The organism is Asticcacaulis endophyticus, assembly GCF_014652575.1.
Lineage (GTDB): Bacteria > Pseudomonadota > Alphaproteobacteria > Caulobacterales > Caulobacteraceae > Asticcacaulis > Asticcacaulis endophyticus.
This window is the reverse complement of the sequence record NZ_BMZB01000001.1, coordinates 91545-106379: the sequence shown is the minus strand read 5'-3', so window position 1 is coordinate 106379 and position 14835 is coordinate 91545. Positions and strand designations below refer to the sequence as shown.

18 protein-coding genes and 1 tRNA gene are annotated in these 14835 nt (G+C 56.5%); 11 read left to right on the top strand and 8 right to left on the bottom strand.

All coding sequences use genetic code 11. The features are described from left to right. The first annotated feature begins 119 nt into the window (after positions 1-119). Both IE102_RS00505 and IE102_RS00500 read left to right on the top strand, forming a co-directional pair. Positions 120-578, top strand: coding sequence for a DUF350 domain-containing protein (locus tag IE102_RS00505; RefSeq protein ID WP_189484429.1), 459 nt, complete (start codon positions 120-122; stop codon positions 576-578). 18 nt (positions 579-596) lie between these two features. Continuing rightward, positions 597-1430 carry a S1 family serine peptidase gene (locus tag IE102_RS00500; RefSeq protein WP_189484428.1) on the top strand — a complete coding sequence of 278 codons (834 nt, stop codon included), beginning with the start codon at positions 597-599 and terminating at the stop codon, positions 1428-1430. Positions 1431-1502: 72 nt separating this feature from the next. Here IE102_RS00500 and acs read toward each other — a convergent pair whose 3' ends face one another. After that, entirely contained in the window at positions 1503-3452 is a 1950-nt protein-coding gene (gene acs / locus IE102_RS00495) for an acetate--CoA ligase (protein ID WP_189484427.1), read from the bottom strand. Positions 3453-3669: 217 nt separating this feature from the next. Between acs and IE102_RS00490 the strand changes: the two genes are divergently transcribed. The 3 genes from IE102_RS00490 (at position 3670) to IE102_RS00480 (ending at position 5292) form a co-directional block, all read left to right on the top strand. After that, complete coding sequence (locus tag IE102_RS00490) at positions 3670-4446, top strand: creatininase family protein (RefSeq protein WP_189484426.1); 777 nt, start codon at positions 3670-3672, stop codon at positions 4444-4446. Continuing rightward, a complete protein-coding gene (locus IE102_RS00485) occupies positions 4443-4961 on the top strand; it encodes a GNAT family N-acetyltransferase (RefSeq protein ID WP_229807500.1) in 519 nt (172 codons plus the stop codon). The genes IE102_RS00490 and IE102_RS00485 overlap by 4 nt, the downstream gene beginning before the upstream one ends. A gap of 154 nt (positions 4962-5115) precedes the next feature. Continuing rightward, positions 5116-5292: a hypothetical protein gene (locus IE102_RS00480; RefSeq protein ID WP_189484425.1), complete on the top strand. Its 177-nt coding sequence runs from the start codon at positions 5116-5118 to the stop codon at positions 5290-5292. Here IE102_RS00480 and nth read toward each other — a convergent pair. Further along, entirely contained in the window at positions 5289-5918 is a 630-nt protein-coding gene (nth, locus tag IE102_RS00475; RefSeq protein WP_189484424.1) for an endonuclease III, read from the bottom strand. The two genes, IE102_RS00480 and nth, sit on opposite strands and share 4 nt — an antisense overlap. Continuing rightward, a complete protein-coding gene (locus IE102_RS00470; protein WP_189484423.1) occupies positions 5911-6249 on the bottom strand; it encodes a nucleoside triphosphate pyrophosphohydrolase family protein in 339 nt (112 codons plus the stop codon). Before IE102_RS00470 ends, nth begins: the two co-directional genes overlap by 8 nt. Positions 6250-6317: 68 nt before the next feature. Here IE102_RS00470 and IE102_RS00465 point away from each other — a divergent pair, with 68 nt between their 5' ends. Together IE102_RS00465 and IE102_RS00460 are read left to right on the top strand one after the other, a co-directional pair. Continuing rightward, positions 6318-6797 (top strand): low molecular weight protein-tyrosine-phosphatase, encoded by a 480-nt coding sequence (locus IE102_RS00465; protein ID WP_189484422.1) that lies wholly within the window; start codon positions 6318-6320, stop codon positions 6795-6797. 36 nt (positions 6798-6833) lie between these two features. After that, the gene (locus IE102_RS00460; protein WP_189484421.1) at positions 6834-7106 is read left to right on the top strand and encodes a DUF3144 domain-containing protein; all 273 of its coding nucleotides are present in this window, start codon (positions 6834-6836) and stop codon (positions 7104-7106) included. A gap of 11 nt (positions 7107-7117) precedes the next feature. On the opposite strand, the gene hslU is transcribed toward IE102_RS00460, so the two are convergent. Genes hslU through hslV form a run of 3 tightly spaced genes read right to left on the bottom strand, consistent with a single transcriptional unit; the run spans position 7118 to position 9533 of the window. Beyond that, positions 7118-8419: an ATP-dependent protease ATPase subunit HslU gene (gene hslU, locus IE102_RS00455; protein WP_189484420.1), complete on the bottom strand. Its 1302-nt coding sequence runs from the start codon at positions 8417-8419 to the stop codon at positions 7118-7120. 35 nt (positions 8420-8454) lie between these two features. Then, a complete protein-coding gene (locus IE102_RS00450) occupies positions 8455-8979 on the bottom strand; it encodes a GNAT family N-acetyltransferase (protein WP_189484419.1) in 525 nt (174 codons plus the stop codon). Continuing rightward, on the bottom strand, positions 8976-9533 hold the full coding sequence (gene hslV, locus IE102_RS00445) for an ATP-dependent protease subunit HslV (RefSeq protein ID WP_189484418.1): 558 nt from the start codon (positions 9531-9533) through the stop codon (positions 8976-8978). The genes IE102_RS00450 and hslV overlap by 4 nt, the downstream gene beginning before the upstream one ends. Positions 9534-9654: 121 nt before the next feature. On the opposite strand from hslV, the gene IE102_RS00440 reads away from it, so the two are divergent. From IE102_RS00440 to IE102_RS00430, 3 genes are all read left to right on the top strand, one after another. Beyond that, positions 9655-10401, top strand: coding sequence for a HesA/MoeB/ThiF family protein (locus tag IE102_RS00440; protein ID WP_189484417.1), 747 nt, complete (start codon positions 9655-9657; stop codon positions 10399-10401). Next, positions 10398-10814, top strand: coding sequence for an MAPEG family protein (locus tag IE102_RS00435; RefSeq protein ID WP_189484416.1), 417 nt, complete (start codon positions 10398-10400; stop codon positions 10812-10814). The genes IE102_RS00440 and IE102_RS00435 overlap by 4 nt, the downstream gene beginning before the upstream one ends. Positions 10815-10933: 119 nt before the next feature. Further along, positions 10934-11008, top strand: a tRNA-Gly gene (locus IE102_RS00430). Positions 11009-11645: 637 nt separating this feature from the next. Here IE102_RS00430 and IE102_RS17950 read toward each other — a convergent pair. Further along, the gene (locus tag IE102_RS17950; protein ID WP_268247442.1) at positions 11646-11771 is read right to left on the bottom strand and encodes a hypothetical protein; all 126 of its coding nucleotides are present in this window, start codon (positions 11769-11771) and stop codon (positions 11646-11648) included. Positions 11772-11792: 21 nt separating this feature from the next. Further along, a complete protein-coding gene (locus IE102_RS00420) occupies positions 11793-12611 on the bottom strand; it encodes a DUF6807 family protein (RefSeq protein WP_189484414.1) in 819 nt (272 codons plus the stop codon). A 107-nt stretch (positions 12612-12718) separates the two neighbouring features. Here IE102_RS00420 and IE102_RS00415 point away from each other — a divergent pair, with 107 nt between their 5' ends. Further along, positions 12719-14770 (top strand): glycoside hydrolase family 97 protein, encoded by a 2052-nt coding sequence (locus IE102_RS00415; protein ID WP_189484413.1) that lies wholly within the window; start codon positions 12719-12721, stop codon positions 14768-14770. Positions 14771-14835: the final 65 nt, after the last annotated feature.

Here is a 14835-nt window from a genome sequence, read left to right as displayed (position 1 = left end):
GCAATATCTTAGGAATTTCCGGTTATATTGAAATGATTGACAAAGGCCCATCACGCGTCATGGTCTGAGCGCGCGGTAAAACGGTCTTGAAGATTATCAAAGCGGCGGGGCGAAGCTTTATGATACCTGATTTTCTGAACCCGGAATTCCTTATCCCGGAAGCCTTACGCCCTGAGTTTCAGGCGTTTGGCACGGGGTTTCCCGTCACCTTACTGCATGCGGGTGTGACGCTTTTGATGCTGATGATCGGCACCGCCGTCTATGCGTTCCTCACGCCCTATAAGGAAATCAACCAGATCCGCGACGGTAATTCGGCCGCGGCGGTGGGCTTTGGCGGGGTGATCATCAGTCTGGCTATTCCTTTGGCGACGTCGATGTCAGCCTCAACCTCGATCCGTGAGATTGTGATCTGGGGCGGGGCGACCATCCTGTTGCAACTGTTCGTGTTCCGCATTGTCGATTTTCTGTTGTCGGGCCTGCCTGAGCGCATCAACGAAGGCGAAGTGTCGGCTGCGGTGCTGCTGGTGGCGGCCAAGCTGGCCGGGGCCATTATCCTCGCCGCCGCTGTGGCGGGCTAAGACCAGAAGGGGCAGCAGGTGAAACTCGACTGGCTGCTTTATGGGGTTGCGCTGGCGGTGGGGACGATGGTCACCGTCAACTGGCGCGACCGGTCTATGGCGCCGCCCGCGCCACCGCCGCCCAGTGCGTCCGAGATATCCCTTTTGGCCAGTTTCAGCCCGTTCGCCCAAGGCTCGATCATCAGCTTGCCGAGCGGTCAGGGAGTCGCCACCCAGATCGACTATACCGGCACGGCGTTTTCGGTGTCCCAGTCCGGTGAATGGATCATTGCCCGCGACAGCATCCGCAACTGTGCCCATCCGTTCTTGAACATAGGCGGCAATCTGGGCGTACCGTTTAAGATACGCAAATCTGCGGGCCATGAGAACTATGAGATTGCGGTGACGTCAGGTGGCACACGGCCCTTGCCACTGGCCGATCCGGCAGCGCTCAAAGTGGGGCAGCGCGCCTTTATGCCGGGCTTTCCGCGCGGTGAGGTGGGGGAGGCGACGGGCCGGTTTATCGGGCGCACCACCCTGTCGAAATCCAAGCGCTTTGAGTCCAATGAATCCGTACTGGCCTGGGCGGAGTCCGGCCATACCCATGAGCTTAAGGGCAGCCTGAACCAGCTTATCGGTGGCCCGGCGGTGAATACGGCGTCTCAGGTGGTCGGCATTACCCTGCGTCACAATCCGCGCCGGGGCCGGATCTATACTTCGACGCCGGAAACCCTGCACGCCCTGGCTAATCCTGCGTCGCGCCGCCCGGACTATGACCGCGAAGAAACGATCACGCGCCGCAATTACGGCACCGTGTCCGATACTTTCCGCCGCGAATATCGGGTGGCGCAGGTGGGTTGCCTGCGCACCTAAAGCGCATTGGCTTCGCCGAACTCCGTTTCCGATAAGTGTGAAGCGGTTGTCGGAATGCGCGACAATAATAAGTCAGGCATCGATTTTAAGATTCGCGCCCTTGATCAGATCGGCCACGACCGACGGATCGGCAAGGGTCGAGATATCGCCCAAAGCCTCTGGCTGACCTTCGGCGATCTTGCGCAAAATCCGGCGCATGATCTTACCGGAGCGGGTTTTGGGCAGGCCCGGCGCCCATTGGATGACATCGGGCGAGGCGATCGGACCGATTTCACGGCGGACCCAGTTGCGAAGGGTTACCTTCAATTCGTCGGTCGATTCCACGCCCTTAACCAGCGTCACAAAGCACCAGATGCCTTGCCCCTTGATGTCATGCGGGAAGCCAACCACGGCGGCTTCGGCCACGGTTTCGTGCGCCACCAGCGCGCTTTCGACCTCAGCCGTGCCGATGCGGTGGCCGGAGACATTGAGCACATCATCGACGCGGCCGGTGATCCAGTAGTAACCGTCCTCATCACGCTTAACGCCGTCGCCGGTGAAATACATGCCGGGATAGGTCGAAAAATAGGTCTCGATAAAGCGGGCATGATCGCCGTAGATCGAGCGCATCTGACCGGGCCAGGAATCCGCAATACAAAGATTGCCTTCGGTGGCCCCCTCAAGCCGCTTGCCTTCGGCATCGACAATGACCGGTTTCACCCCTGGCAAAGGTTGAGACGCTGAACCGGGCTTAAGCGGGGTCGCCCCCGCCACCGGTGTGATTAGATGGCCGCCGGTCTCGGTCTGCCACCAGGTATCGACGATCGGGCAGCGCCCGTCACCGACGACATTATAATACCACATCCAAGCTTCGGGATTGATCGGCTCACCGACCGAACCAAGTACCCGCAAAGACGCGCGTAAGGTTGTTTTGACCGGCTCATCGCCTTCGCGCATGAGGGCGCGGATGGCGGTGGGGGCTGTGTAGAAGATATTGACCTTATGCTTATCAATGACCTCCCAAAAGCGGCTGACGGTTGGGTAGTTCGGCACGCCCTCAAAGATCAGCGAGGTGGCGCCATTGGCCAGCGGGCCATAGACGACATAGGAATGTCCTGTGACCCATCCGACATCGGCGGTACACCAGAAGACATCACCGGCCTGATAATCGAACACGGTCTTAAAGGTGTAGGCGGCCCACGCGAGGTACCCGCCGGTGGTGTGCAGCACGCCCTTGGGCTTGCCCGTCGAACCGGAGGTGTAGAGTATGAATAAGGGGTCTTCGGCGCCCATGGGCTCGGCCGGACAGTCGGCGCTAATATCCTCCAACACGCAGGCGATATTGATGTCGCGCTGACCGTGCATCAGCATCACATCACAAATATCGGCCACGACAAACACATGCTTGACGTCCGGGCATTGCAGCAGGGCCAGATCGGTATTGGCCTTGAGCGGGATTTTTTTGCCGCCGCGCACGCCTTCATGGGTGGTGACGACATATTCCGACTTACAGTCCAGAATCCGCCCCGCCAGACTGTCAGGTGAAAAGCCGCCGAACACAACCGAATGGACAGCACCTATACGGGTGCAGGCCAGCATGAAATAGGCGGCTTCAGGCACCATCGGCATATAGATGGTCACCCGGTCACCTTTTTTAACGCCGTACTGCTTCATCAGATTGGCGCGTTTGTTTACCTCAGCGGCCAGTTGATTATAGGTGACATGATAGGAATTGCCCGGATCGTCGCCTTCAAAAATGAAGGCTACACTATCGCCCCGGTCTTTCAGGTGCCGGTCGATGCAGTTCTGTGACACATTGAGCTTGCCGTCATAGTACCAGCGGATGCGGAAATCCTCAAAGTTGAACGACACATCCTTGATCTTGGTGAACGGCTCTATCCAGTCCAGTGCGTCGCCCAGCGTCTTCCAATGGGCGTTTTCATCGGTGGCGATCAGATCATGCTGGGCCTTAAGGCCGACAGCATCGAGGGTATCTGGGCGCAGGAAGCCTGCGGGCACGGGAAAGAGTTGTTGATCACTCATCTGTGGCGTTCCTAAATCTAAATAGTCGGGCGCAGCTTGACAGCCTGCGTCTTATTTTCACCCGGAACATGGGATGAAATTGGGGCAGAGTCGAGAGAACCAATGTTGAAAAACGCAAAAAAACATTAGCTTTCCAGGCCCAAACTGTCGCAAATTCCGTCAGGCGCCGCCATCTGTTCATTAAGGGCTGTGCGGTAATGACTAAAGAGTAGCTGATATGATCCTGCATGTATCGACCTGGCCGGAAATCGAACGGTTTTTGAGTGCGTCTAAAACCGTAATTATTCCCATCGGCTCCAATGAACAGCACGGCCCGACCGGCCTTCTGGGAACCGATTGGCTGTGTCCGGAAATCATCGCTCACGCCGCCGAAAAACTGGCGGCTGAACAGGGTGAGCCGGTTCTGATCGCCCCGACCTTTAATATCGGCATGGCGCAGCATCATCTCGGCTTTGCGGGGACGATTTCTCTCAGGCCTTCGACCTTTATGGCGGCGATTGAGGACTGGGTGATGTCGCTGGCGCGGCACGGTTTTGAGCGCATCTATTTCCTCAATGGGCACGGCGGCAATATCGCGACCATTGAAGCGACCTTTTCGGAGATATATGCGCGCTATTCCTACCGCGGCGAAGTCTGCCCGTTTGCGCTGAAACTGACCAACTGGTGGGATTTGTCAGGCATAGCCAAAATGTGCTCGGTCATGTTCCCGACCGGCCACGGCAGCCATGCCACTCCGTCTGAAATCGCCATTACCTATGCCGCCTATCCGGATCAGGTGCGTGACGTGGTGCCAGACCCGAAAATCGCGCCGAACGGCCCGATCCGCGAAGCCGCCGACTATCGCGCCCGCTTCCCCGATGGCCGGATTGGCTCCGACCCGACGCTGGCTAGCATCGAAAAAGGCCAGCAACTGATCGATGCTGCCGCGATAAGCCTGCTTAAAGATGCCGCGCGTTTCAGCGCTGAACCCGTGCCGCCAAAGGCTGTATCGTGAACCGGATTGAAACCGCGCGTCTGATCCTGATGCCCATGACGGCGGATGATTTTGAGCCGTTATGCACCCTATGGCGCAACGAAGATTTTGTGCGCGACATCACGCGCCGCCCCCTGACGCCGGAGGAGGTGTGGATGAGGCTGTTGCGCGACATCGGCCACTGGCAGGTCTTTGGCTATGGCAACTGGTCTATAAGATTGAAAGACGGCGGCAACTGGATCGGCAGTGTCGGGATTTTCAACTATATGCGCGATATAGAGCCCGTCTTTGACGCCCCGGAGATGGGCTGGGGCCTCGATCCGGCGCATCACGGTCATGGCTATGCTCGGGAGGCGGTGAACGCGGTGTTGGATCTGGCCGATGGCGATCTGTCGCTGGAGCGCACCCTATGCATGATCAGCCATGACAATGAACCCTCGCGCAAACTGGCCCGCAAGGCAGGCTTCCGCTACCGTCATGATGTCACCTATCACGGCGAAATTGCCAGTGTTTTCGAGCGCTTACGGCCAGCTTAAACCCGGTGCGACATCATGGCTCACATGACTGTTATAGCTTCGTGAGCGCATTTCCGTTAAACTTATGTTTACAATTGTAAACATTGCGATTAGCTTTCGCCGCTGGTCATTCGCGTAACGGGCGTATTTCTACTCAGCTATTCGGGAGGGTTATATGGCGTTGTTCAACACTAGTGATACCAAATCGGTCAATATCTACGCCATGATCTTTCTTCTGGCCGTGCTGGTACTGGTCGGGTTTTCGCTGGGCCGGACGCTGGTGAAGATGTCAGCCAATGACTGCGTGTCGGTTACTCAGGATGCTGTCGTCACTTCGGGCATTTGCCGTTAGACGCCGATCTTCGGACATAAATCCGCGACGATACAACTGCCGCACATGGGCTTACGCGCCACGCAGGTGTAGCGTCCGTGCAGGATCAGCCAATGATGCGCCCGCGTCAGCCACTTTTGCGGAATAATCGCCATCAACTGCGCCTCAACCTTATCCGGTGTAGTCGCATCTGCAATCCCTAAGCGGTGCGAAACGCGGTAAACATGGGTATCAACCGCAATGGCCGGTTCGATATTTAGCTCATTCAGCACCACACTGGCGGTCTTGCGGCCCACGCCGGGCAGAGCCATCAGCGCCTCACGGTTAAGCGGCACCTGCCCGCCATAGCTGTCGATCAGGATCTGCGACAGCCTGATGACGTTTTTGGCCTTGGTACGATAAAGCCCGATCGAGGCGATCATGGCCGACAGCTTTTCCTCACCCAGGGCCACCATGTCGAACGGATTATAGGCCAGGTCAAACAACGGTTTGGTGGCCTTGTTGACCGCCTTATCGGTGGTCTGGGCTGAGAGCGCTACCGCCACCACCAGCGTATAGGGATTGATGAAATCAAGCTCGGTCTTAGGGTCGGGTTTATCGGCCTCAAAACGCGTAAACAGTTTTTCGATCAAACGGGGATCAGGCATCGTGACTTTCCTCAGTCATCACCGTTTCCCACTTCAGCCATTTTTCGGTAATGGCGGCATTGAGGTCAATGCCTTCAGCCCGCGCCATCAGCAGCAACATGCACATCACATCAGCCATTTCCATAGCCACATGGTGCCGTGCGGTCGCTTCATCGCGCCGCGATCGGCCCGTCATGGCCAGATAGCTTTGGGTCAGTTCCCCCATCTCTTCCTGAAGTTTCAGGATATGCCAGTCGCCACCGCGATCGACGCCATATACCCGGCCATAGCGATCCGATATGGCCTTAAGCCGGTCGATAAAATTTTCCAGTTCGGGGAGAGGCTGGGACATGGTGTTCACCCTGTGTTCAACCCACTATTAAGTTGATTCCGCCATCAGGCAATGCCTATAACCCTGTCATGATATCTGTTTTATTTGTCTGTCTTGGCAATATTTGTCGCTCACCTTTGGCTGAGGGCGTGTTCCGCCATAAGGTCATGGAAGTCGGTTTGAGCGATCATTTTTTCATCGATTCCGCTGGCACCGGCGGCTGGCACATAGGCGCGGCGCCCGATAAGCGCTCGATTGCCGTCGCCGCCCGCTACGGTATTGCCATTCACGAGCAATGCGCGCGTAAACTGGTGCACGAAGATTTCAACCGTTTTGATCTGATCCTGGGGCTTGATCGTCAAAACCTTAGCGATATCCGCCGGTTGCAAACCGCCGGATCAAAAGCTCGCGTCGGGCTTTATCTGGAGCAGGCCTTGGGTCTGCGCAAGGATGTTCCCGACCCTTATCACGGCGGGCCAAGGGACTTTGAGGCGGTTTACCGTTTATGCGAAGAGGCCAGCGCCGCCCTGCTTAAACAATTGACAGGCCCGGATTTCACCGCCACATAAGATCAATATTAGTCATAAAAAATCACAGGGCGTAACATGTCGGATAATAATCAGGAACTTTTCGTTAAAATGGCCTCTGGTCACATTGATCTGGCCAACACCCACAGCAAGGACGCCGATTATGAACTGGTCGCCATTGCTATGAGCCACGCCGCGGCCCGCTATAATGCGTTTATGGTCTCGCAAAGCCTGACGCCTGAGCAAATAGCGACCGACCGCGACAAACATATCGACCATCTGGCGGGGCAGTTCCGTGAGTTTCTGATCCAGCACTATGATGGCTATGTGCAGGAAAAGACCGGAGTCTGACTTGAATCCGGCTATAGAATATATCGGCTGAGGTCAGCATCACCCGCGATCTCGCCAAGGCGTTCCTTGACATAGGCTTCATCGATCAGGATGGTCTGGCCTGACTTATCTGAGGCCGTGAAGGAAATGTCCTCCATGACCTTTTCAATCACCGTATGAAGACGGCGCGCGCCAATGTTTTCGACCTTGGCGTTCACTTGCGCGGCGGCAGCCGCCATCTCGGCGATCGCGCCGTCATCGAATTGCAGATCAACGCCTTCGGTCAGCATCAGGGCCTGATTTTGCTTGATCAGATTGGCTTCGGGTTCCGACAAAATCCGGCGGAAATCGTCTTGGGTCAGGGCCTTAAGCTCGACGCGAATCGGCAGGCGGCCCTGCAATTCCGGCAGCAGGTCTGACGGTTTAGCCACATGGAACGCGCCCGATGCGATAAACAGAATATGGTCGGTCTTGACCGGCCCATGCTTGGTCGAAACGGTCGTGCCTTCGATCAGCGGCAGCAGGTCGCGCTGTACCCCTTCGCGGGAAACATCAGCCCCGCCGCGCTCGGATTTCGAAGCCACCTTGTCGATTTCATCAAGAAAGACAATGCCTTCGTTTTCGGCCAGGCTCAAAGCCTCTGCCGTCACAGATTCCTGATCGAGCAGTTTATCGCTTTCTTCGGACAGCAGGATCGGCTGGGCGGCCTTGACCGTCAGGCGCACGGTTTTTTGCTTATTGCCCATGGCCTTGGACAGCATTTCGCCGATGTTGAAATTGCCGCCCGGCTGGCCCGGAATTTCAAACACGCCGATGGGGGAGGCGCTTTCGTTGACGCTGATTTCGATGTCCTTATCGTCCAGTTCACCGGCCCGCAGGCGCTTACGAAAACTGTCGCGGGTGGCGGGTGACGACCCGGCCCCGACCAGCCCGTCGAGCAGGCGCTCTTCGGCGGCAGCCTCGGCCTTGGCGCGCACACCGGCCCGGTTCTTTTCGCGCACCATCAGCATGGCGGCCTCGACCAGATCGCGGACAATCTGATCGACATCGCGCCCGACATAGCCGACTTCGGTGAATTTGGTGGCTTCGACCTTGATGAACGGCGCATTGGCCAATTTGGCCAGACGTCGCGCGATTTCAGTCTTACCGACGCCGGTGGGCCCGATCATCAAGATGTTTTTCGGGGTGATCTCATCGCGGATGTCATCAGACGTTTGCTTACGGCGCCAGCGGTTGCGCAGCGCCACGGCCACGGCTTTTTTGGCATCGTTATGACCGATAATATAACGGTCCAGTTCGGAGACAATTTCGCGCGGGGAAAAGGTATGAGACATAAATTCAAAGTCCAAATTAGGAATAGCGGGCCGGGTCAGGCCGATTTCACAGCGTCGGGCGCCACATCACGCGCCCGCACCATCAGCACCAGCCCATTGGCGCGGGTGTGATCGGTGGCGGTAAAGCCTGCGCGTTCACACGATTTGACGGCGGCGATATTGGTCGCATGGGGGGCGGCGCGCAGGCACTGAGCGCCCTTATAAAACAGGCCGTCCGCGGCTTTGTTGAGGACTTTCGCCCCTAAGCCGTCACCGAGGTGTGAGGCGTCCCCGATGAACATATCGAACAAAAATGTGCCTCTGGGGTTTTCGCTGTAGCACGGGCTGTCGGGTTCATGGTCCGGATTGCATTCATAGCACTGAAAATAGCCGATCGGTTGATCGCTATAGGTGATCATGAAGGCTGTGGCATTGGCTGCCCCGATATAGGCCAGAGCATCCTCAACACCGTCTTCGGCGGTCTGGCAATCGCTCAGCCACCACTGCTGAACATGCGGTGAGGTCATCCACAGCAACAGCAATCCGGCATCATTATCAGTTAGCGGGCGGAAACTGATCACGGGTTCAAAACCTCAAGCGTCAAATGATCATTGGTGTAGACGCAGATGGAGGACGCGATTTTCATGGCCTTGCGGGCGATGGTTTCGGCGTCCTGTTCGTACTCCAGCAAAGCGCGTGCCGCCGACAGGGCATAGGTGCCGCCGGAGCCAATCGCCGCCACGCCGTCTTCGGGCTCCAGCACATCGCCCACGCCCGTCACGGTCAAAATATGGTTCTTATCGGCCACCAGCAGCATGGCCTCAAGCCGGCGTAAGTAACGATCCGTGCGCCAGTCCTTGGCCAGATCAACGCAGGCTCGCGCCAACTGGTCCGGGTATAGCTCAAGCTTGGCTTCCAGCCGCTCCAGCAGAGTAAAGGCATCCGCCGTTGCCCCCGCAAAGCCGGCCAGTACCTTACCGCCGGCCAGCGTGCGCACCTTACGCGCGCCGCCCTTGACGATGGTCGGGCCCATGGAGACCTGACCGTCACCGGCAATCACGGTCTTATTGTTTTGGCGCACGGCGACGATGGTGGTGCCATGCCAGTTTGGAAACGGGGAATTGTGTTCGCTCATGTTGTCTTACTTGGCGGTTTTGGGGTTGTAGTTCAAGGGGCCTAAGCGCATTCCAAAAAGTGTCCAGCGGTTTTTGGATCAAATGCGCGACAAATCTATAAAAAAGTGCCATTTCGTTTAAATGCTCAACGATGATGAATTCGACCGCTACGCCCGCCATATAGTTCTTAAGGAAATCGGCGGCATGGGCCAGATGCGGCTTAAGGGGGCGAAGGTGCTCATCGTCGGCATGGGTGGCATAGGCTCACCGGCAGCGCTTTATCTGACGGCGGCAGGTGTGGGCCGGCTTGGGCTACTGGATGATGATGAGGTTTCGGTCTCAAACCTTCAGCGTCAGGTGCTGTATGCGACCTCCGATGTCGGGGCCTCCAAGGCCGGGCAGGCCAAAACCCATTTGGAAGCGCTCAATCCGCATGTGGCGTGCATCACTCATCCGGTGCGGCTGACGGATAATAATGCGGCGGAGATCATCGGCGCCTACGATATCGTGCTGGACGGGTGCGATAATTTCGAGACGCGCTTTCTGGTCAACCGGATGTGCGTAGACCTGAATAAACCGCTGGTGTCGGCAGCACTTGGGCGCTGGAGCGGACAGGTGGCGGTCTTTACCGGCAAACCCTGTTATCAGTGCTTTGTGCCGGACATTCCCCCCGATGCGGAAACCTGTGAGCGGGTAGGGGTCGTGGGCGCTCTGGCCGGTGTGATGGGGTCGATGGCCGCACTTGAGGTGGTCAAACTAATCACCGGCGCAGGTAAGGTCTTGACGGGGCGGTTGCTGATCTATGACGGCCTGTCGGGAGAGAGCCGCACCATCCGTATCCCCCCTGAGCCTGACTGTCCGGTCTGTGCCGCAAAGGGGGGCATATGACGCTTGCTCAGGTGTTTATTCTGGCGTTTCTGGCCCATTTTGGCTGGGTAGCGCTGCTCTATGTCTGGCTGACGATTGAGCGCCAGTCGGCGGTCGCTAAGGGTGAGGTGCGCATCGCTGATTTCATCCGCGCCGGTGCCGATCCTGAGCGTTCACTGCGCGTCGCCCGCAACCTGTCGAACCAGTTTGAACTGCCGGTATTTGCGCTGTTTGCCGGTCTGTTTATCTATCTGTCGGGTGAGGTTGCGGTGATCGATGTGGCGGCGGCATGGCTGTTTTTGTTCGGGCGCGTGGTCCATACGGTGGTGCAGACCCTGACCCGCAATGTGCCTCTGCGCGGGATGGTGTTTGTGATCAACTTTGCAGGGGTTGTGATACTCATGGCCCGCGTGGCGTGGATCGCGCTCACTTAAGCCGTTTGCAAACCATGTGGAAAAATCGGATTTTTTCAAAAAGAGGGCTTGCAAGGCCAAGGGCTTAATGTCTATAAGGCGCACCTCTTCGGCGGACATGAACATGACCGCGCAGATGAGCGGGCGTAGCTCAGCGGTAGAGCGCAACCTTGCCAAGGTTGATGTCGAGAGTTCGATCCTCTTCGCCCGCTCCAAACACTCTCAGAGTGTTTTGGTTTTTATTCAAAAAAAATTCATTAGATTCAAAGCAAATTTTGTCTTCTTAACTCGATTTCCCAGAATTTCTGACAATCTCGAATTACACTAATCAGAGGAAACGACGGCGGGAATTTGTAATCTTTTTTATGCCCCTCAAAAACAAGCTTTAGCTTTACGCCATCTTTGTAGTGATCGTATTCTCTGACCATAGACCAGTCCGCATCAAGGGAGGCTTGATCTAGTCTTAGATGTTTGGCTCTATTAGCTATGTCACGGCATATCTTCATGCAGATTGGATATTCAGGTGCCACATAGGTAGGGCATTGTTTCTTGAGCCAGTCTTTTAGGCTGTGACAAGCAATGAAGAAGCTAAATCCAAAATCCCATGCGTCATGGAAGTCTACATAACAGCCATCGACATGTATTTTTTCGCACCGATGATACCAGCGAGTCATCGTTTCATACTGGCTTTTCCAGCCCTTACTGTTTTCAATGCTATGCGCTAAAACCATATAATTAGTGTATGTGAATATAGAACAGCTTAAAATAAAAAACTAAAATATTCTCAAGATATTGTTATGTTTGATACATTTAAAATATTTCAGCTCATTATATCATTAAGGTTAGCGCGACCTACTTCCACGGTTCATCATCATCGTTCTTGGGCTCGTCGGGGATGTTTTTGAACAGGGCATAGGTGAACACCAGCGCCGCCACCAGAAACACAATCAGCCCGATCGCTATGCTCCAGATATTCATGATCTCCCCCCGGATGCGGCCCTAAACTACCTGCCGCCAGTTGAGGCGGATATTCAGCGGCGCGTCCATATCGACCGGCACCGAGCCTAGGCCGGGGTAGGCCGCGTTTTGCATACTCTTTTCCTGGCGCAGTACCCAGGTGGTCCACGGCGTGCCATTGATCAGGCAGGACAGCTCAATCTCATCGGGCATATCGGGCCGCAGGGGCCAGCTAAAGGCCACGGCATCACCGGTTTCAACCGCCGCAAACTGGGCCGTCACGGCCTGACCTTTGGTGCGGATAGTGATGTCTTCGGAATGGAGGAAGCGCACGCTCGGCCCGCCATAGCCCTTATCCGGCGTCCCACCCAGACTTAAGCCCGCCACTAATGCTTTGAGTGTGATATCGACGCTAAACCGGCGGCCATGCTCATCATCGGGATGGAGCGTAATAACCACGGCTTCATCCATGATCGGCAAATCGGCGTCATGCTTGGTCGAATACCAACGGTAATGGGCGCGTAAGGTATAGTTGCCATCTAAGTCTTCGGCGTGCTCGAAGCTCAGCGGTTCAAAGCGGATATTGTGGCCTTCCCAGCCATCGGCGATCTTTTCGCCCAGCAGGTAGATTTCCCGCCACGCCCAGAACAGGCCGCGCTGATGGTGGTGATCTTCGGGGGTGTTTTCGGTCAGCACCGCGCCCGACAGGCCATGAATGGGGTGGATATAGTTCATCCGCCACGGCTCATAGTTGCGGCACGGTCCGAAATGGTAGGTCATGACCGGCTTATTACGGTGGTACAGGCGCACATAGGTCAGGCCCTGTTCCGCTTTCCAACCCGTCAATACCGCGTTTGCCATCACAACCTCCTGAACTGATAATTAGCCTTGACCTGTGCCCGACTTTAAGGTGCCTTACGCCCCATCAAAAATAAATACCGAACGGCATAACCATCAGGGAAGCGATCATGGTAATATCTGCCTCAATAGTGCGCGGGTGCGCCTTAAGTTTCGGTCTGTTGTGCGCCGCGCAAGTTTCGGCGGAGACTTTCACCGCCGCCTCACCCGATCAGCGCAACCGGATCGAAGTCACCCTGACCGATAAGGGTTTGACCTATGCCGTCAGCCGCAATGGCAAGGCCGTCATTGCGCCCTCAAGCCTTGGTCTTACCCTGCAAAACCGTCCGCCATTTGGCACCGCCATCGGGGCGGGCGGGTTTACCCTGGTCGATCAGAAAACCACGTCTGGTGCCGATCAGTTTACGCTTCCTGTCGGCAAGGTAAAGTCCGTAAACGCGCGGTATAATCAAACTGAGTTTACTTATAGGGCGGCCACGGGTGACGTGAAGACCCTGAAGCTGATTGTGCGGGCCTATGATGACGGGGTGGCGCTAAGGTACGTGATCCCGAAACAGGATGGGGTGGCCGCGTTCGACCTTCAGGACGAGATGACGGCGTTTAATTTCGCCGCCGATTATGATTGTTGGGGCCTGAACCAAGGCCGGTTCGAGAACAGTTTTGAAGGCGAACACGACGCGATCAAAGCGTCTCAGATGCGGGTGTTTCACCTGTTCCAAGCTCCCGTCGTGTGCGATACCGGTGAGGCGGCCTTTGCGATTGCGGAATCCAACCTAAAGGCCTATCCGGGCGCCTACTACACCGCTCTGAGTGACGCCAGTTACGGCGTCAAGGTCGTGCTGACCCCGCGCAAGGACAATGACCCCGGCGCGCGCTTTAACACCCGCGCTGCTCGCATCGATGCAACGAACGGTTTTGAAACGCCGTGGCGGGTGATCATGCTGGGGGATCGACCCGGAAACCTGATTGAATCCAATCTGATCAATGCCCTGGGTGAGCCATCGGTGGTGAAGGATACGTCGTGGATTAAACCGGGTCTGTCAGCCTGGGACTGGTGGAATGGCAACGATTTCCCTTTGCCAGCGCCCCACAATGCGAACGGCCAAAAATCCGGCATGAATACCGCGACCTATAAGGCCTATACCGATTTTGCGGCCGAGCTGGGGCTGGAATATATCCTGATCGACGAAGGCTGGTCGGCGGGATCGACGGTGGAACCTAACCCTGCCGCCGATGTCACCACACCCAAGCCCGAAATGGATATGGCCGAGATCATCCGTTACGCCAAATCCAAGGGCGTGGGCGTGTGGATCTGGCTGCAATGGCAGCAACTGGATAACCAGATGGATGAGGCGCTGGCGACCTATGAGCGCTGGGGCATCAAGGGCATTAAGGTCGATTTCCTGAACCGCAACGATCAGGAGATCATGGACTATTATCAGCGCCTCCTGACCAAGACCGCCCAGCATAAACTGATGGTCGATCTGCACGGGGCCTTTCCGCCGGCGGGGCTGACGCGCACCTATCCGCACTATATGACGCAGGAAGGCGTGCTGGGGGCGGAGAACAACAAATGGAGCCGCCGGATCACCGCGCACCATAATATCATGCTGGCCTATACCCGCGGGCTTTTGGGGCCGATGGACTATACCCAGGGCGGGTTTCGCCACGCGACACCGGCTGAGTTTCCGTCAAAGCAGAGCTTTATCAACCCCTATGTCATGACGACGCGCGGGGCCGCCCTGGCCATGTATGTGGTCTATGAGAGCCCGTTCGGCATGGTATCGGATTCGCCGCCTGCGTATCGCAAAGCTGATGGTTCATGGGAAGACGGCGTTGATTTTATCAAGGGCGTTCCGGCGTCATGGGACGAAACGCGCTTTGTGGCCGGTGAGATCGGCCAGAGTGTGGTCATCGCCCGCCGGTCGGGTAAGGACTGGTACATTGGCGCCATGACTGACGATCAGGCCCGCGAGGTGACCGTGCCGCTTGGGTTTTTGGGTGACGGGGCGTTTTCGGCCAAACTCTGGCAGGACGGGGTGACGATTTCGACCTTGAACGTCAGCGATGCCAGGGTTGATAAGTCGGGTTCAGTGAGGTTGAAGCTGGCGGCCAATGGCGGTGCTGTGGTCAAGATCAGTCCGGCTGGGAAAAAGAAATAAGAACCCCCACCTTCCGGCCCTTTCGGGCCTCCCTCCTCCCCAACAAGTTGGGGAGGTATGAAGTC